The sequence below is a fragment of the Lutibacter sp. genome, from assembly GCF_033723435.1.
Lineage (GTDB): Bacteria > Bacteroidota > Bacteroidia > Flavobacteriales > Flavobacteriaceae > Lutibacter.
This window is the reverse complement of the sequence record NZ_JAWVXC010000006.1, coordinates 215970-233733: the sequence shown is the minus strand read 5'-3', so window position 1 is coordinate 233733 and position 17764 is coordinate 215970. Positions and strand designations below refer to the sequence as shown.

The window sequence follows — 17764 nt, the reverse complement described above, 5'->3', positions numbered from 1 at the left end:
TTTCCATTTGCAACGGATAAATTCATATTCATATCGAAAAACCTTTTTCTTCTTTTTATTTTGAATCCATCTAATCCTACGTATCCTTTATATTCATTTTTACTTGATGAAAAAATATCAAAAGTATCTGAAAATATTCCAATACTTCCTTCGTCCACATGTTTTTTGAATATTGAAACAAACTCATTCTTTGGAATTTCAATTTCGGTTGTCAAATGTTCGATTAGTTTTATCTTTTTTAAAAACTCTTTCATAGTTATTTTTTAATGGCTTACAATGGCTTATATCCGTTAAAAACATACTGTTTATTGGTTTCAGTTTCTGGATAAACGTATATTTTAATTATTTTATCAGAACGAAATATTCAAAAATACACACTAAAAAACTAGTTGTTTGTGCTGTAATTTTTTTAATATACTAATGGATTATTTCGCAATTATTAATCTTTTATCAAATATAAAGAAATAATATTAAAAACGGATATGTCTAAAAGACGTCAAGTCTGATGTGGAAATATGTTGAATAGAAATAATTAATGATTCCTTAAAGTTTGTCTTAAGGTGTTAAAGTAGATTAAATATATAAGCGGGCAATTCTCAAAATATTTGAGCTTGTCCTATTTAGTGGAGACGCCGGGAATCGAACCCGGGTCCAAACAAGCAACTAAAATAGTTTCTACATGCTTAGTTTTTATTTAATTTTCGACCTAAAGCTGACTAAAAACGGCCCACTTTAAGCTTAGTTTCTTAAATTTCGAATTACCACCGAAACCATAGTAAATCTATGTTAATTTTTACGATGCCTCAAAATTAGACGCCATTAACCAAGGCTTCTAGGAGACATTTAGCTTTTGCACCTAGTGCAACAAGGCTTTATCTTACTGTAATTCAGATTAAGCAGCTAAAGCAAAATTATTTTCGCCGTTTAAATTTTGAAATTGAGATTTACGAGTGCTATTTCATTACTCGGCATGCTTATATTTCAATTGGTCTTGCAGTCAAAACCAATCGTCCCCAAAAATCAAAGAACTTTTTTATAAAAAGACTACAAATCTACTAAAAATATGTCACATTTATAACTTGCAAAATCTTTTAAATCCTAATACCTTCGTAACAAATTTTATACCATTTATTTTATGAAGCTAGGAATAATTAAGGAACGTAAAAATCCACCAGATAGGAGAGTAGTTTTAGCTCCAAAAATGTGTAAAGAGTTAATGGCAAAATTTCCAGATCTTTTAATAAAAGTTGAAAGTTCTAAAGATCGGTTTTTTACGGATTTAGATTATGAAAATGAAGGAGTTGATGTGGTGCAAGATGTATCTGATTGTGATGTTTTACTAGGTGTTAAAGAGGTTCCAAAAGAAAATTTAATTCCTAATAAAAAATATTTTTTCTTTTCACATACTATTAAAAAGCAATCCTATAATAGAGCTTTATTACAGGAAATTTTGTCTAAAAATATTGAGTTATACGATCACGAAACCATTACAAATAAACAAAATATTAGATTGGTAGCTTTTGGACGATATGCTGGAATTGTTGGTGCTTACAATGGTTTTAGAACCTATGGATTAAAATATGATTTATTTCACTTACCAAAAGCTGAAAGACTTCACGATCAATTAATGCTAATTCATAAATTACAAAATATAAAACTGCCAGCAATTAAAATTGTTTTAACAGGAAAAGGGCGAGTAAGTAGTGGAGCTAAAGAAATGTTAGACGGTATGGGAATGCGAGAAGTTTCGGTAGATAAATTTTTAAACCAAACTTTTGAAGAAGCAGTTTACGTACAAATTGATGTGTTAGATTATAATAAAAGAAAAGACGGAAAAGTTTTAGATCAGTTTGATTTTTTTAATAATCCGCAGGAATATGTTAGTGATTTTATGAAGTTTGCCAAAGTGTCCGATTTATATATTGCTTGTCACTTTTTTGGTACAGGTTCTCCATATATTTTTACAAGAGAGGATGCAAAATCAAAGGATTTTAATATAAAAGTAGTTGCAGATATTAGTTGTGATATTGATGGACCAGTTGCTTCAACTATTAGATCATCAACTATTGCAAATCCAATTTATGGTTATAATCCTAAAACAGAACAAGAAGTTGATTATAAAAATAAAAATGCAATTGCGGTAATGGCAGTTGATAATTTACCTTGTGAACTTCCAAAAGATGCTTCCGAAGGATTTGGAGAAAGTTTTGCTGAACATGTTATTCCTGCATTTTTTAATAAGGATAAAGAAGGAGTTCTTCAAAGAGCTAAAATGACTGAAAACGGAAAATTAACAGAACGTTTTAGCTATTTACAGGATTTTGTTGATGGAGAATAATCAGCAACATCTTTTAGAAAAATTAGCAAATACTAAAATGCCTTACGGAAAATATAAAGGCACTTATTTAATTGAATTACCAGAACGTTATATAGTTTGGTATTATAATAAAGGCTTCCCAAAAGGAAAATTTGGAGAAATGATGCATTTGGTATACGAATTAAAGCTAAATGGATTGGAAGATTTGGTTCGCAGATTAAAAACTTAGAATAGAATTAAACTTATTTACAAACATTATTTTTTAGCATAATTTATTCCATAAATTATAGGAAATATACCTAGTGCAATTGCTAAAAATATAAATTCAAAGGTATTAAAAAAATGGGCTAAAATACCAGTTGTTATAATAGATAATCCTAAAATAAATGTATTTCCATTCGATTGATAATTGGCAAGTATACAAGCAATTCCAAACCAAATTAAACCTATAGGAATAATCCAATTTAATTCGCCAATATTCATTAAGTAAAATACGGAAACTCCAAAAATTATTAGAAAACTTATAAAAACATATCGAATAAATTTAGCTTGAAAATTCCAATTCTTTTGTCTTAATTTTTTACGTCGTTTTCTATTTACTAAAGTAATTGCAGTATATAAAATAATTATATATAAAATTACTAAAGCAACTATAATAATTTGAAAAAATGAAATGGGTAATACAGAAAACCCTTCACTAGCCGAAGTATAACTTTGTAAGATGAATTTTAACCCAAAAACAAATATCAAGGATAAAATTCCAAATATAATTCCTGTACTCCCGCGTAAAGATAAATTATGATTTTTCAATTTTTCTATGAATTACATTAGTTTATGGGCAAAACCTAAATCTACAAAAAAAAATCAAATTATTTCAGGAACTTTTCAACAGTAAAATGTTATTAACTAATTTAAATAAAGGACAGATTAGGTTTATTTATTCTCTAATTTTATTAACTCAAAATTAACAAATTAAACCAACTTTTTAAAATGCAACAATTAGTGTTTCCAAAAATATTTACATATAAAGAAGTGTTAGAGAGTGCTTTAGATTATTTTAAGGGCGATGAATTAGCTGCAACAACTTGGCTGAATAAATATGCAATGAAAACCAAAAAAGGTGAATATTTAGAAGCTACGCCTGATGAAATGCACCATAGAATGGCATCAGAATTTGCACGAATGGAAATCAAGTTTAAAGAGCAAGAAAAAGACACTGAAGGATTATCAGAATACGGAAAATCTCGAGAATTTTTATCTGAAGAAAAAATATACGAGTTGTTTAAAGACTTTAAATATATTATTCCTCAGGGTAGTGTTATGTCTTCTTTAGGAAATAAAAATGTAATTGCATCTTTATCTAATTGCGTTGTTGTTCCACCAGTTTACGATTCCTATGGAGGAATTTTTTATACAGATCAACAATTAGCCCAGTTATTTAAAAGAAGATGTGGTGTTGGAGTTGATTTATCTAATTTAAGGCCAAACGGAGCATCGGTATCTAACTCTGCAGGAACTACAACTGGAGCAGTTTCATTTATGCATAGATTTTCTAATACTACTCGCGAAGTTGCTCAAAACGGTAGGAGAGGAGCTTTAATGTTAACTATGGATATTGCGCATCCAGATATTGAAAATTTTATAACGGTAAAACAAGATTTAAGCAAAGTAACAGGCGCAAATATTTCACTTAGGTTGTCTGATGAATTTATGGTAGCGGTTGTTAATGATGAAGATTATACATTGCGCTGGCCAATTGATAGTAAAACTCCAAAATATACAAAAACAGTTAAAGCAAAAAAGCTTTGGGATTTAATTATTAAAAGTGCACATAAAACAGCGGAACCAGGTTTAATTTTCTGGGATCGCCAACATTTTTATTCTACATCTTCTATATATCCAGGCTTTAAAAATAGTTCAACTAATCCATGCTCTGAAATAGCAATGCAAGGTGGCGATAGCTGTCGTTTAATAGCTTTAAATTTATATAGTTTTGTTGAAAATCCTTTTACGGATAAAGCTAAATTCAACTATAAAAAGTTTTATAAAGTGGCTTATGAATCACAACGATTAATGGATGATTTGGTTGATTTAGAATTAGAAGCAGTAGATAGAATTTTTAATAAAATAATGCATGATAAGGAGCCACTTAATATTAAACAAGTTGAAATAGAAACTTGGAAATTATTATATAAAACAGGTAAAAAAGGTAGAAGAACAGGACTAGGGTTTACCGCTTTGGCAGATGCAATAGCAGCTTTAGGAATTAAATTTGATACGGATGAAGCTATTGCTGAAGTAGATAAAATTATGCAAACTAAATTTAAAGGAGAGTTTGATAGTTCTATTGATATGGCTATAACAAGAGGAAAATTTGAAGTATTTAATCCTGAAATTGAGAAATATTCAGAATTTGTTCAAATGATAGAAAAAGATTTTCCAGATATCTACAAACGTATGATGAAATATGGAAGACGAAATATTTCTGTTAGTACTGTTGCTCCAACAGGTAGTTTAAGTATGTTGGCGCAAACTTCTTCAGGTATTGAACCAGTTTTTCTATTATCGTATAAACGACGAAGAAAGGTTAACCAAGATGACGATAATGCTAAAGTTGCGTATGTAGATGATTTAGGAGATGCTTATGAAGAATTTGAAGTGTATCATCCAAAATTAAAAAAGTGGATGGAAATTTCAGGTAAAACGTCTATAGAGGAAAGCCCATACAAAGGAGCAACTGCTCCAGAAATAGATTGGAAAAAACGTGTAGAAATGCAAAGTTTAGTGCAAAAATACACTACACATTCTATAAGTTCTACCATAAATTTACCTTCAGATGTTGATGTGGAAACTGTTGGAAATATTTATATAGAATCTTGGAAAAAAGGTTTAAAAGGAATTACAGTATACAGAGATGGCTCAAGAAGTGGAATTTTAGTTGCTAGTGATAAAGGGAAAAAAGAAAAGAAGAGGGATGGTTGTTATGCAGACACTATTTTTCCAAAGCGTCCTAAAAAAATTAAAGCAAAGGTAGTACGTTTTCAAAATGATTATGATAAATGGGTTGCGGTTGTTGGATTAATTGATAATAGACCTTATGAAGTTTTTACTGGTAAAATTGAAGATGCTTTTATATTGCCAGCTTGGTTAGAAAATGGTTGGGTAATTAAAAACAGAGATAAAAAAGGAAATTCAAGATACGATTTTCAATTTTTAGACAAACAAGGTTACAAAGTAACTTTAGAAGGTTTATCTAGAACTTTTGACAAAGAATACTGGAATTATGCGAAACTAATTTCAGGTGTTTTACGTCATGGAATGCCTATTCAATATGTGGTTGATTTAATAAATAACTTAAACATGTATGACGAAAATATTAATACATGGAAAAATGGTATTGCACGTACTTTAAAACAATTTGTTAAAGATGGTACGGAAGCAGTAGATAAAAAATGTCCGGAATGTGGTGATCCTGAAGGTTTAATTTATGAAGAAGGTTGTTTAAAATGTAAAAATTGCGGACACTCTAAATGTGGATAAATTATGGTTAAATTAAAAAAAGCTCCTTTAAAGGAGCTTTTTTTTATAAGGTATTTATAACTTTTCGAATAGCTACTAAATTAGTTAGTAACTTTTCTAAATGTTTTATATTTAACATGTTAGCTCCATCACTTTTTGCTATAGAAGGATCAAAATGTGTTTCTAAAAATAAGCCATCTACACCAACAGCAACACCAGCTTTAGCTATGGTTTCAATTAATTCAGGTTTTCCTCCTGTAACACCACTGGTTTGATTAGGTTGTTGTAGAGAATGTGTAATATCTAAAATAGTTGGTGCAAATTGTTGCATTTCAGGAATTCCTCTAAAATCTACAATCATATCTTGGTAGCCAAACATAGTTCCTCTATCTGTAATCCAAACTTTATCATTTCCGCTATCTTTAACCTTTTGAACAGCATGTTTCATCGCAGAAGGACTCATAAATTGTCCTTTTTTCAAATTTACTACTTTGTTAGTTTTTGCTGCTGCAACTACTAAATCGGTTTGACGAACTAAAAACGCAGGTATTTGTAGTACATCTACATATTCCGCAGCTTTAGTTGCATCTGAGACTTCATGGATATCTGTAACTGTTGGTATATTAAAAGTTTCTCCTACTTTTTTAAGAATTTTTAAAGCTTTTTCATCTCCAATTCCTGTAAAACTATCAATTCTAGATCGGTTTGCTTTTTTAAAACTGCCTTTAAATACAAAAGGAATTTCTAATTTATTAGTAACCTTTAAAATATGTTCGGCAATTTTTAATGCCATTTCTTCTCCTTCAATAGCACAAGGACCAGCTAATAAAAAGAAGTTATTACTATTGGTGTGTTTTATGTTTGGAATTAGATTTAAATTCATGTAATGATATTTTTTTGCAAATGTACATTTTTTTTAATCAGATTAATATAGCAAGCTTGTTACTATTTAACCCAAAAATTAGTGTAAAATTACAAATTCACAACGTCTATTTTTATCATATCCTTCTTCATTACAAGATCCAGGTTTAGTACAATTATTTATAGGTTGTGTTTCTCCATATCCTGCAGAGGTTACTCTGTCAGAATTTATTCCTTGACTTACTAAATATTTTTTAACGGATTTTGCTCTTTTTTCAGACAGCATTAAATTATAATCAGCACTTCCTCTAAAATCTGTATGAGCACCAACTTCAATTTTCATGGAAGGATATTTATTTAAAATAGTTACAACGTTATTAAGTTCTAATGCAGCATCCTTTCTAATATTCCATTTGTCAAAATCAAAATAAATAGGTTTAATTTTTATTTGAATTTTATTGTTTTCGGCAATAATATTTTTTTCAGCTTGTTCAAAAGATTCCATTAATATAGGTAACTTGTTTGTTGCAATATTATTGGTAACTTGAAATTCAGTTTGAAAAGGAACGTATAAATTTTTAGTAGCTTTAATTAAGTAGCTTTTCCCATTTTCAACCTCAAAATTATAAGATGCTTGGTTATCAACTACTACTTTTTTAAGTAGTTTACCATTATTATTTAATAGGCTCACTTCCGTTTCAGGTAATAACTTCATAGAAGTTTTATCTTTAACTAACCCATTTACAAAATATTTCTGGTTTTGAATAAAAGCGTAAATATCATCATCTCCAACACCACCATTTCTATTGGACGAAAAATAACCTTTATTTTTATCATTAATGATAAAAGAAAAATCATCTAAATTACTATTAATTGGAGTGCCTAAATTTATAGGTGTTGTAAATTGATTGTTAACCAAACTACTTTTAAAAATATCTAATCCTCCATAACCTAAAGGTCTATCTGAAGAAAAATAGAGGTCGTTATTTTTACTAATAAAAGGGAATTGTTCTCTATAAATAGTATTAATTTTTGGACCTAAATTTTTAGGAGTTCCAAAAGTACCATCTTTATTAATATCCACTTCAAATAAATCTAAAGAACCAATGCTACCAGGCATATCTGATGCAAAATACAGTTTATTTTCAGCACTATTTAAAGCTGGATGCTCTACAGAATAGTTTACATTATTAAACGGTAATTCCGTAATGTTTGTCCATTGGTCATTAACTAATTCTGCTTTATAAATTTTTAAGTGGTTTATTTTTTGAGCGTCTTTTCCTTTTTTGCCGTTTAAATAATTATTACGTGTAAAATACATAGTTTTACCATCTTTTGTAAAAACAGCATTAGCTTCATGCATTTTAGAATTTATATTTTTTGATAATGGTTCTATATTAGATAAATTACCATTTTCATCTTTGTTTGCAATATATAAATCTAAGTAAGGTTCATTATTCCAAGCATATAAGTTTCCTTTTTTACTTGCGGATGCAAATACAATTTTATCGCCATAAAATGAGGTTCCAAAATCAGAGAATGATGTATTTCCTTTAATTTTATGAACTACATAATTGTTCTTTAATTGCTCTTTTTCATTTTTAAGAGTAGAAAGTGTTTTAATTACTTCAGGGGTTTGATGTAATTGTTCTTTATATTTTTGAAACCATTCATCAGCTTCATCATATTTTTTTATTCCTTTTAAAGTTTGCGCGTATCTATAATAATATTGTGGTGAAACGGTATTATTATATTCGGTTAGCAAAAATTTATACCATTTGGCTGCTATTTTCATATCACTATTAAAATAGTAACAATCTCCTAACTTTTGATAAATTTCTTGTGTTTTAGGACTTTCATTTGCATATAATTCGGCAGCATCCATATAAGCTCTATCTTCAAATAGATGGTTAGCTCTGTTTAAATTCTGTGAATTTGCAACTTGTGTTGAAATTGCTAAAATAAAAAGTATGTAATATATGTTTTTCATGGTTAAAGTCATTTTGTTAGAAGAATCTTGGCGATTTATCAAATCCTTTATGTAAGTTGAAAATATCTAAATTATAAAGCACAAATATTTCATGAGAACCAGAACTAAATGGTCCTAAGTTTGAGGTTGTATAATCATAAGCATAACCAATTCTTAATTCAGGAGTTGCTTTAAAGTTGACCATACCACTTATTGCATCATCAAAACGATAGCCAATACCTACTTCTAATTTATTGTTGTATAAAGCGTTAAGTGTTAAATCAACAACTGGGTCAGCTCCTTTAACAATTTTAGTCATAAAAGCTGGTTTTAGTTTTATTAAGTCATTTATTTCAAATACATAACCACCAGTTAAAAAAACGTGTGCTTGTTTAGTACCTTGGTATTTTCCATTATCTCTATCTAAATATTTACTATTTAATAAAGTTGGAACGGAAAGACCTACATAATAATTATCGGTATTATAGTAAACACCTGCACCAACATTAAAGTAGGATTTATGAATATTATCTGTAAAATTTGGATCGGTAAATACATCACCAGATTGAAGTGTAAATCCATTAAAGTCTACATCTAAAAAGGATACACCAGCTTTTAACCCAAAAGATAAATTACCATAATCTTCTAAATCTAGTTTATAAGCAACATCAGCATATAGGTTGTTTTGTTTAACAACATCACCAATATTATCATTTACCAATGAAAAACCTACTTCAATTTTGTTATTAATTGGAGTGTGTAAAAATAAATTAGATGATTTTGGTGATCCTTCAACGCCAACCCATTGTGTACGATGTAATGCACCAATATTAACAATTCCTATAGTGTTAGTTGTGTAAGCAGGATTTATAACACTCATATTGTACATATATTGTGTGTATTGAGCATCTTGCTGAGACCAAATAACCGCTGTTAAAAAAAGCGATAGTATGGATAGAATATATTTTTTCATATGTTTTAATTTTTCGCTAATTAAGGGTTAACGATTTAGGTATAATCTTTTTTGAATAGGTTTTCTGTTGTTTTTGTTAAAATGAATAACAAAGTAATAAACTCCAGTAGGAACTAAATTACCGCTACCATTTAATCTTCCATTCCAATTAGGTTTTGTAGCATCTTGAGTGTAAATTAATTTCCCCCAACGATTATAAAATTCAAGTTTAAAGTTAGGATAAAGTGCTTTTAAATTTCCAATTTCAAAAGTGTCATTTATGCCATCTCCATCTGGAGAAAACCCATCAAAAATTTCAACATCGTATTGGTCACAAGCATCTAAATTAACAGTTACTTGTAACGGATTTACACTAGAACAACCGTCAACATCTGTTTCAACAGCATAATAAGTATTCCCTTCAATTAAAGGATCAGATAGATTTAACATATTTCCATTTGGGTAGCTATCATACCAAGTAATCGGGTTAGAATTTGAACTTGTTACATTATTGTTTAAATCTGAAACAGTTGGATTATCAATAATACAAAATTCATTACCTGAGGTGCTTATTATTGGTGTTCCTGGATCTGTTAAAACTACATTAACAACCATTCTTGTAGAACTTTCACAATTTGAAGCGTTAGTTTGCGTAGCCCAATAATCTTCTCCATCAACTAATAATTCATTTATACTTAATGGAGTAGTAGCTGTTTCAGATTCATACCAGTTAATATTACTACCTGTTACATTTAAATTTTCTACGGTAGGCTCATCAGAAGCACAAAATGTTTGTGTAGTTTCAGTTATGGTTACAGGGGCATTATCTGTTATTGTAACTGTAACCTGAAGTCTGTTAATACTTTCACAACCTGAAGAGGCATCGCTTTCAGCAGCCCAATAATCTTCTCCATCAATTAAACTATCTGTTGAATTTAAAGGTGTAGTAGAAGTTTCTGTATCATACCATACAATATTAGTTCCATTTGCTTGTAAATCTGCAACTGTTGCATTGTCAACGACACAAAAAGTTTGATTTGTTTCAGAAGTAGTTGGTGTTACAGGGTTTATAAAAGTAACAGTAACCGCTAATCGAGTTGCGCTTTCACAACCAGAAGTTGCATCGGTTTGTGTAGCCCAGTAGACTTCTCCGTCAATTAAATTATCTGTTGAATTTAAAGGTGTAGTAGAAGTTTCTGTATCGTACCATACTACGGCATTACCTGACACACTTAAATCTCCAACGGTTGGTAAATTTGGATCATAATCTTTTAGACAAAAAGCTTGATTGGTTTCTGTTGTGGTAGGTGGTGGAGTTACATTAATGGTTACGTTAACCACAGTTCTTGTAGCACTTTCACAGCCAGTAGTAGCATCCGTTTGTGTAGCCCAATAATCTTCGCCATCTACTAATAAATCTGTTGAATTTAAAGGCGTAGTAGAAGTTTCTGTATCATACCATTGCACTGCATTACCTGAAATTGCTAAATCACCAACAGTAGCGTTATCAATTTCACAAAAAGCTTGATTGGTTTGTGTTGTTGTAGGTGGTGGAGTTACATTAATAGTAACGTTAACCACAGTTCTTGTAGCGCTTTCACAGCCAGTAGTAGCATCCGTTTGTGTAGCCCAATAATCTTCGCCATCAATTAAATTATCCGTTGAATTTAAAGGCGTAGTAGAAGTTTCAGTATCATACCATTGTATTGCATTTCCTGAAGCAGCTATATCAGCCACGGTAGCATTATCAATTTCACAAAAAGCTTGATTGGTTTGTGTTGTTGTAGGCGGTGGAGTTACATTAATGGTTACATTAACCACAGTTCTTGTAGCACTTTCACAACCAGTAGTAGCATCTGTTTGAGAAGCCCAATAATCTTGGCCATTAATTAATAAATCTGTACTATTTAGTGGTGTAGTAGAAGTTTCTGTGTCGTACCATTGTACATTATTTCCAGAAATAGCTAAATCAGCCACGGTAGCATTATCAATTTCACAAAAAGCTTGATTACTTTCTGTAGTTGTTGGAGGAGGAGTTGTGTTTATTACTACAGTAACATTTGCAGAATCATCAGGGCAAATTCCATTTGTACTAGAAACAGTATATGTATAGGTTCCAGCAACATTTACACCAGGTTCAAAAGTTCCTAAATAACCGTTGGATAAAGCACTAGGCCCTGTCCAACTACCAGTATTGCTAGGTGTTCCACCTAATAAAGTAAATAAATTTGTAGTAGTTAAATCAATTTCACAAACAGTTAATGAACCATCAGTACCAGCATTTGGTGCTGCATCTAATTGAACAGTTGTTTGAACTCTAGTAGTACTTTCACAAGGGAAAGAACTTTCTACAGCCCAATAATCTTCTCCATTTACTAAAGGTTCAGAAATATTTAATGGTGTAGTAGAAGTTTCTGTATCATACCATACAATATTTGTTCCAGTTGCTTGTAAATCTCCTACTGTTGGGTTTGGAGGATAACAATAGGATTGAATTGGTTCAACAGTAGGTGGAGTAGGATCTACTAAACTAACTGTTGTTGGTAAACGAACGCTGGTACAACCGCTCTCAGTTTGTTGTACCCAATAAGTCTGTCCATCAGTAAGGGGAGTTGTACTTGCAAGTAAATTACCTCCTGTTTGTGCATCAAACCATTCAATATTTGTACCAGTAGCGTTTAAATCTGCAATTGTTGGATTTTGACTAGCACATTTACCTACATAAACATCTACATTAGTAGGTATATCACCAACTATAGAAACAAGGACAGCTAATCTACTTACACTACAATTATTGCTACTTATGTCGTCAGCATAATAAGTTACTCCATCAAAAAGTGGAGTGGAAGGGTCGTATTGAGTTCCTCCTGTTGGAGCGTCATACCACACAATTGTGCCACCTGAAGCAACTAAATCTGCTACAGTACTATTATCTACCTTACAAAATGTTTGAGGTGAAGTTCCAGTTGGTGTAGCATTTGTACATTGTGAATATCCTATTTGAATATTTGAAAATAAAGCAATTACAAATATCAATAAGAATTTTTTTGTAATTGAAAAGTAATCTTTTTTCATAAAAAGAATGTTTGGTTAATTTTTTATAACATCGTGTAAAGGACGTTAAATACATTTTAATAAAAATAAGAAGTTAGCAGTAGCAATTAAAATTTAAATTTAAGTATTTAAGTTGAGTTATAAACAAAGTTATTAAAAAAATATGGTTATTTTATTTCTAATTAAAGATTAATTACTTTTGATAATCTTAATATTTTGATTGATGAAAATACATTTTATTGCAATTGGAGGAAGTGCAATGCATAATTTAGCACTTGCCTTAGTTGAAAAAGGTTATATAATAACAGGTAGTGATGATGCAATTTTTGAACCTTCAAAATCTCGTTTAGAAGCTAAAGGTTTATTACCAGATGATTTAGGTTGGTTTCCTAATAAAATAACTAAAGATTTGGATGCAATTATTTTAGGAATGCATGCAAAATCGGATAATTTAGAGCTAGTAAAAGCTAAGGAATTAGGAATTAAAATTTATTCTTATCCAGAGTTTTTATACGAGCAATCTAAAAATAAAACTAGAGTAGTTATTGGTGGTTCACATGGAAAAACAACCATTACTGCTATGATTTTACATGTATTAAATTATCATAATATTGAAGTAGATTATATGGTTGGTGCTCAGTTAGATGGTTTTGAAACCATGGTACATTTAACCAAAGAAAATGAGTTTATTGTACTTGAAGGTGATGAGTATTTAACTAGTCCAATAGATTTAAGACCAAAGTTTCATTTATACAAACCTAACATTGCTTTAATTAGCGGAATAGCTTGGGATCACATTAATGTTTTTCCAACATTTGATAATTATGTTTCTCAATTTTCAAAATTTATTGAAACTATTACTAATGGTGGAATTTTGGTTTATAATGAAGAAGATAAGGAGGTTGAAAAAATAGTTAAAGAAGCTAAAAATCAAATTAAACTATACGCTTATAAAACTCCAAATTATACTATAAAAAATGGAACAACATTTATAGATACTGCATTAGGTGAAATGCCTTTAGAAATTTTTGGCAAGCATAATATGCAAAATCTAGCAGGAGCTAAATGGATTTGTCAACATATGGGAGTTGGAGAAGATGATTTTTTTGAAGCAATTAGTAGTTTTAAAGGAGCTAGTAAACGACTTGAAAAAATTGCAGAAAATAAATCTACTGTTATTTTTAAGGATTTTGCACATTCTCCAAGCAAAGTTGAAGCAACTACAAAAGCGGTTAAAAATCAATATAAAGACAGAAAATTATTGGCCTGTTTAGAGCTACATACATACAGTAGTTTAAACTCAGAGTTTTTATCACAATATAAAGGAGCTTTGGATATGGCAGATGAAGCAATAGTATATTATTCTCCAAAAGCAGTTGAAATTAAACAACTTGAAAATATTAGCAAAAATCAAATTAAAAATGCTTTTGACAATTCTAATATAACAGTGTTTACCAACTCCGATGAATTTAAAACCAATTTATTTAATAAAAACTTGAATGAAACAGCTGTTTTACTTATGAGTTCAGGTAATTATGGAGGTTTAGATTTTGAAGAATTAAAAAATACACTTTAATTCTTTTTAAATAAAGTTTAAGAAGTTTCAGTATTAATGTACTCTAATTAACAGATTGAATTAAAAATTCTTAGTAACTTGTAATTAATTTTTTAGGTTCTTTAAACTATTTTAGTTTTTAAGGGTCTAACTAAATTATGATGATAAATTAGTCATTACATTTTGTTACTAAAAACTATTTCTGTTGAAAAAAGAAGCTGATTTTATACAACAATTGATAAGTAGTAAACATCGTGAAAAAGCGTTTAAAAAATTATTAGACCTTTATCAAGAAAGATTATATTGGCATATAAGAAAGTTAGTAATAACGCATGAAAATGCTAATGATGTTTTACAAAACACTTTTTTAAGAGTATATAAAAGTTTGCCGAAATTTAAACAAAAAAGTACCTTACATACTTGGATGTATAGAATAGCATACAATGAATCCATTCGATTTTTAGAGCAAAAAAATAATAAAATATATTATTCAGTGGATGATTTAAATAAAGGATATCTAAATAATTTAATTGAAGATGAGTATTTTGATGGAAGTGAAATTGCTATTAAATTACACACAATTTTATCAAAACTACCAGACAAACAAAGGCACATATTTCAAATGAAATATTATGATGATTTAAAATTTAGAGAAATGTCTGAAATATTAGATATTAAAGAAGGAACCTTAAAGTCATCATATTATAATACCGTAAAATTTATTGAACAAAATATAACAAATGTTGAACTTTTGGCTAAAACCGAGGTCTAAGTAATTATGAAAAAGTCCGTATTAAATAGAGTTAGAGTTAAATCATTATTTAATGAAAAAATGAAAAGAACTCATGCAGAAGAATTAGGATTAAACGTACCTAGCGATTATTTTTCTAATTCTAAACATGATATTTTAAATCAGGTTTCTAATTCCAAAGTAAAAGTATTATATAGTAAAAGGAATTTCCTTTTACCTATTGCAGCAGCAGTTGCTTTAATAATAACTTTAACAGTTTTTAAACCAAGTGTATTTTCATCATTTAATAATGTGCCAGCTATAGTTTCTGATACCATTAATAAATTTAAAACTAACAATTTAGCAAATGAAAATAATCTTTTTAATGTAGAAGATGTTTCTGTAGCAGCACTTTTTGTGGAAGATGATAAAATAGATGAATTTGTAAATGATTACGTTTTAGAAGATGTTATTAAAGATGTATCTTTAAAAAATTAAATATTTTTAAATTAAAAAACTATTTGTAAAAGCTAAGGTCTATACTAATAGAGTTCCCCCAAAATGAAAATTAATAAAAGAATATTAAGATGAAAACAATAAAAATATTTACTATATTAGTGTTTGGTTTACTAGTTGGAATTTATAGTTCTCAGGCTCAACAAAAAGAGCAAGAACAAATTCAAACTAAGAGCAAAATAAACCAAGCTGCAATGGCAGATTTAACGGAAGCTCAAAAATTAATGTTGCAAAAGCAACGAGAATTAATTAAGCAAAACAGAGAGAAGTTTAAAGCTAGTCTTTCTAAAAATCAGTTAGCTATTTTAGAAAATACAAAACTTACAAAACAAGAAAGGCAAAGAGCTTTAATAGCATCTTTTACAGAAGCACAACGAAAAATGATACAGGAGCAAAGATCAACTGTTCAAGCAATTAAGCAACAGTTTAGAAACTCTCTTACATCAGAACAGATTCAGCAAATTAGAACAAGATTACGTTCTGTAAAAAATATTCAAGACAATAAAGAGTTAATAGATAGAGTTAGGGATAGAAGGAATGGTCGGAATAATAATTAATGATGAATTAAAATTTATAAAACATAGCATAAGTGGTTAATTTAAATTAACCACTTATGCTTTTTCAGTTTCAAAAATGAAAAATATATTAACTCTTATTTTACTATTTTCAGGTATGTTTTTTGTTTACTCTCAAGAAACGCCAACAAAGGAAAATGAAGTTGATGAAATTATTGACAATTTGTTTAAAGAAGATGAGGTTATAAACGAATTAATTAATTCTCTTTCCAATTTTCAGTTTTTACATATATCCTTAAATTATAATAGTAACACGTATTTTTCAGGACGAGATATTGGTATAGATCAATATAATTTAAGACCACAAATTTCCTATATAAACTCTAAAGGAATTTTTGCCAGCATTTCAGGGACTTATTATAGTGAATTTTATCCTAAATGGGATGTAACTATGCTAACTTTAGGATACGGAAAAAATTTTGGAAAAAATAAGATTGGTAGATTTAGTACATCCTATTCTAGATATTTTTATGCCAATAGTGAAGATAATATATTTTCAAATGTTATAAATTTAACATTAGGTGTTCATAGCAAAAATAGAAGTATAGGAACACAAGTTTCAGGAGATTTTCTATTTGGCGATGATCAATCCTTTCAAATATCTTCACGAAGTTATGTTAAAATTAATTTTTTAAAAACTAAAAAAGTTACTTTAAATCTGCGTCCTCAGTTAAATATTATTGCAGGAAAACAAACTATAGAATTATCTAGATTTATAATTGAAAACGGACAGCAAACAACTCAAAATTATACTAGTAATACGTTTGAATTATTTAATACTCAATTAAATATTCCATTACAATTAAATGTAAATTCATTTGATTTTGAATTAGGGTACAACATTAATTTCCCTACAGAAATTGGTGATGAAACCAACTTAAAAAATACAAGTTATGTTAACTTTTCAGTAGCATATTTAATTGGTTTATAGTTTTTTTAAACCCAAAAACAGCAACTTACATCAAATTTATATTTTAAAATAATACTCTTATATTTGAAGAAAAGAGCTAATGAATAATTCTTCAAAATTTTTGAATATTAAATCTTGGGCTGTAGATGACAGGCCACGTGAAAAATTTATTTTAAAAGGAAAGGAATCTTTATCGGATGCCGAACTAGTAGCCATATTATTAGGTTCAGGCTCAAAAGAAGAAAGTGCGGTAGGATTAGCAAAACGAATTTTAGCATCCATAAATCATAATTTAAATAAATTAGGAAAGCTAACTATTGCCGATTTAACCAAATTTAAAGGAATAGGAGATGCAAAAGCAATTACCATAATTACAGCTTTAGAACTGGGTAGACGAAGACGTTTAGAAGAAGCATTAACTTTACCAAAAATAACTAGTAGTAAAGCAGTTTTTGAAGTAATGCAGACTTTAATAGGTGAATTACAACACGAAGAATTTTGGATATTATATTTGAATAATTCCAATAAAATAATAGAAAAAAGCCAACAGAGTAAAGGCGGATTAACAGGAACATTAGTTGATGTTAGGTTAGTGTTAAAGAAAGCCTTAGAATTAAATGTAACCGCTATTATTTTATGTCATAATCATCCTTCAGGAAAATTAAAACCAAGTAATGCAGATAAATTACTTACTAATAAACTAAAAATAGCAGGCGAAACAATGGATATTAAAGTGCTAGATCATGTTATAATCACCGAAAATGATTACTTTAGCTTTGCTGATGAAAATTTATTGTAAAAAGGAA

General features: G+C 29.2%; 15 protein-coding genes and 1 other RNA gene. 9 read left to right on the top strand and 7 right to left on the bottom strand.

The genetic code is table 11. The features are described from left to right. Together R3342_RS10760 and ssrA are read right to left on the bottom strand one after the other, a co-directional pair. Positions 1 to 215, bottom strand: a 215-nt coding sequence (locus R3342_RS10760; protein ID WP_318940090.1) for a hypothetical protein, incomplete at its 3' end; no start/stop codon positions are given. Between the two features lie 406 nt (positions 216 to 621). Beyond that, positions 622 to 1015: a transfer-messenger RNA gene (gene ssrA, locus R3342_RS10755) on the bottom strand. Between the two features lie 120 nt (positions 1016 to 1135). Between ssrA and R3342_RS10750 the strand changes: the two genes are divergently transcribed. Together R3342_RS10750 and R3342_RS10745 are read left to right on the top strand one after the other, a co-directional pair. After that, positions 1136 to 2338, top strand: coding sequence for an NAD(P)-dependent oxidoreductase (locus R3342_RS10750; RefSeq protein WP_318940088.1), 1203 nt, complete (start codon positions 1136 to 1138; stop codon positions 2336 to 2338). Continuing rightward, on the top strand, positions 2328 to 2546 hold the full coding sequence (locus R3342_RS10745) for a DUF3820 family protein (RefSeq protein ID WP_318940087.1): 219 nt from the start codon (positions 2328 to 2330) through the stop codon (positions 2544 to 2546). The genes R3342_RS10750 and R3342_RS10745 overlap by 11 nt, the downstream gene beginning before the upstream one ends. Before the next feature lie 26 nt (positions 2547 to 2572). On the opposite strand, the gene R3342_RS10740 is transcribed toward R3342_RS10745, so the two are convergent. Then, a complete protein-coding gene (locus R3342_RS10740; RefSeq protein WP_318940086.1) occupies positions 2573 to 3127 on the bottom strand; it encodes a hypothetical protein in 555 nt (184 codons plus the stop codon). A gap of 180 nt (positions 3128 to 3307) precedes the next feature. Between R3342_RS10740 and R3342_RS10735 the strand changes: the two genes are divergently transcribed. Next, positions 3308 to 5857: an adenosylcobalamin-dependent ribonucleoside-diphosphate reductase gene (locus tag R3342_RS10735; RefSeq protein WP_318940084.1), complete on the top strand. Its 2550-nt coding sequence runs from the start codon at positions 3308 to 3310 to the stop codon at positions 5855 to 5857. 43 nt (positions 5858 to 5900) lie between these two features. Here the strand turns inward: R3342_RS10735 and kdsA are convergent, their stop codons facing one another. The 4 genes from kdsA to R3342_RS10715 form a co-directional block, all read right to left on the bottom strand. Then, a complete protein-coding gene (gene kdsA / locus R3342_RS10730) occupies positions 5901 to 6719 on the bottom strand; it encodes a 3-deoxy-8-phosphooctulonate synthase (RefSeq protein WP_318940082.1) in 819 nt (272 codons plus the stop codon). Between the two features lie 78 nt (positions 6720 to 6797). Continuing rightward, entirely contained in the window at positions 6798 to 8687 is a 1890-nt protein-coding gene (locus R3342_RS10725; RefSeq protein ID WP_318940080.1) for an OmpA family protein, read from the bottom strand. Between the two features lie 16 nt (positions 8688 to 8703). Next, the gene (locus R3342_RS10720; protein WP_318940078.1) at positions 8704 to 9639 is read right to left on the bottom strand and encodes a type IX secretion system membrane protein PorP/SprF; all 936 of its coding nucleotides are present in this window, start codon (positions 9637 to 9639) and stop codon (positions 8704 to 8706) included. Positions 9640 to 9666: 27 nt separating this feature from the next. Beyond that, positions 9667 to 12693 carry a gliding motility-associated C-terminal domain-containing protein gene (locus R3342_RS10715; protein ID WP_318940076.1) on the bottom strand — a complete coding sequence of 1009 codons (3027 nt, stop codon included), beginning with the start codon at positions 12691 to 12693 and terminating at the stop codon, positions 9667 to 9669. Positions 12694 to 12895: 202 nt separating this feature from the next. On the opposite strand from R3342_RS10715, the gene R3342_RS10710 reads away from it, so the two are divergent. From R3342_RS10710 to radC, 6 genes are all read left to right on the top strand, one after another. Further along, positions 12896 to 14248, top strand: coding sequence for a UDP-N-acetylmuramate--L-alanine ligase (locus R3342_RS10710; RefSeq protein WP_318940074.1), 1353 nt, complete (start codon positions 12896 to 12898; stop codon positions 14246 to 14248). A gap of 184 nt (positions 14249 to 14432) precedes the next feature. Then, entirely contained in the window at positions 14433 to 14999 is a 567-nt protein-coding gene (locus tag R3342_RS10705) for an RNA polymerase sigma factor (RefSeq protein WP_318940072.1), read from the top strand. Positions 15000 to 15005: 6 nt separating this feature from the next. Then, complete coding sequence (locus R3342_RS10700; RefSeq protein ID WP_318940070.1) at positions 15006 to 15455, top strand: hypothetical protein; 450 nt, start codon at positions 15006 to 15008, stop codon at positions 15453 to 15455. A gap of 89 nt (positions 15456 to 15544) precedes the next feature. Next, complete coding sequence (locus R3342_RS10695) at positions 15545 to 16030, top strand: hypothetical protein (RefSeq protein WP_318940068.1); 486 nt, start codon at positions 15545 to 15547, stop codon at positions 16028 to 16030. A gap of 76 nt (positions 16031 to 16106) precedes the next feature. After that, positions 16107 to 16979, top strand: coding sequence for a hypothetical protein (locus R3342_RS10690; RefSeq protein ID WP_318940067.1), 873 nt, complete (start codon positions 16107 to 16109; stop codon positions 16977 to 16979). A 79-nt stretch (positions 16980 to 17058) separates the two neighbouring features. After that, complete coding sequence (gene radC, locus R3342_RS10685; RefSeq protein ID WP_318940065.1) at positions 17059 to 17757, top strand: RadC family protein; 699 nt, start codon at positions 17059 to 17061, stop codon at positions 17755 to 17757. The last annotated feature ends 7 nt before the right edge of the window (positions 17758 to 17764 follow it).

Excerpts from the sequence above, each read along its gene's own strand:
- R3342_RS10750 (WP_318940088.1), top strand. The coding sequence starts at position 1,136 with ATGAAGCTAGGAATAATTAAGGAACGTAAAAATCCACCAGATAGGAGA.
- R3342_RS10745 (WP_318940087.1), top strand. The coding sequence starts at position 2,328 with ATGGAGAATAATCAGCAACATCTTTTAGAAAAATTAGCAAATACTAAA.
- R3342_RS10735 (WP_318940084.1), top strand. The coding sequence starts at position 3,308 with ATGCAACAATTAGTGTTTCCAAAAATATTTACATATAAAGAAGTGTTA.
- kdsA (WP_318940082.1), bottom strand. The coding sequence starts at position 6,719 with ATGAATTTAAATCTAATTCCAAACATAAAACACACCAATAGTAATAAC.
- R3342_RS10725 (WP_318940080.1), bottom strand. The coding sequence starts at position 8,687 with ATGAAAAACATATATTACATACTTTTTATTTTAGCAATTTCAACACAA.
- R3342_RS10720 (WP_318940078.1), bottom strand. The coding sequence starts at position 9,639 with ATGAAAAAATATATTCTATCCATACTATCGCTTTTTTTAACAGCGGTT.
- R3342_RS10715 (WP_318940076.1), bottom strand. The coding sequence starts at position 12,693 with ATGAAAAAAGATTACTTTTCAATTACAAAAAAATTCTTATTGATATTT.
- R3342_RS10710 (WP_318940074.1), top strand. The coding sequence starts at position 12,896 with ATGAAAATACATTTTATTGCAATTGGAGGAAGTGCAATGCATAATTTA.
- R3342_RS10700 (WP_318940070.1), top strand. The coding sequence starts at position 15,006 with ATGAAAAAGTCCGTATTAAATAGAGTTAGAGTTAAATCATTATTTAAT.
- R3342_RS10695 (WP_318940068.1), top strand. The coding sequence starts at position 15,545 with ATGAAAACAATAAAAATATTTACTATATTAGTGTTTGGTTTACTAGTT.
- R3342_RS10690 (WP_318940067.1), top strand. The coding sequence starts at position 16,107 with ATGAAAAATATATTAACTCTTATTTTACTATTTTCAGGTATGTTTTTT.
- radC (WP_318940065.1), top strand. The coding sequence starts at position 17,059 with ATGAATAATTCTTCAAAATTTTTGAATATTAAATCTTGGGCTGTAGAT.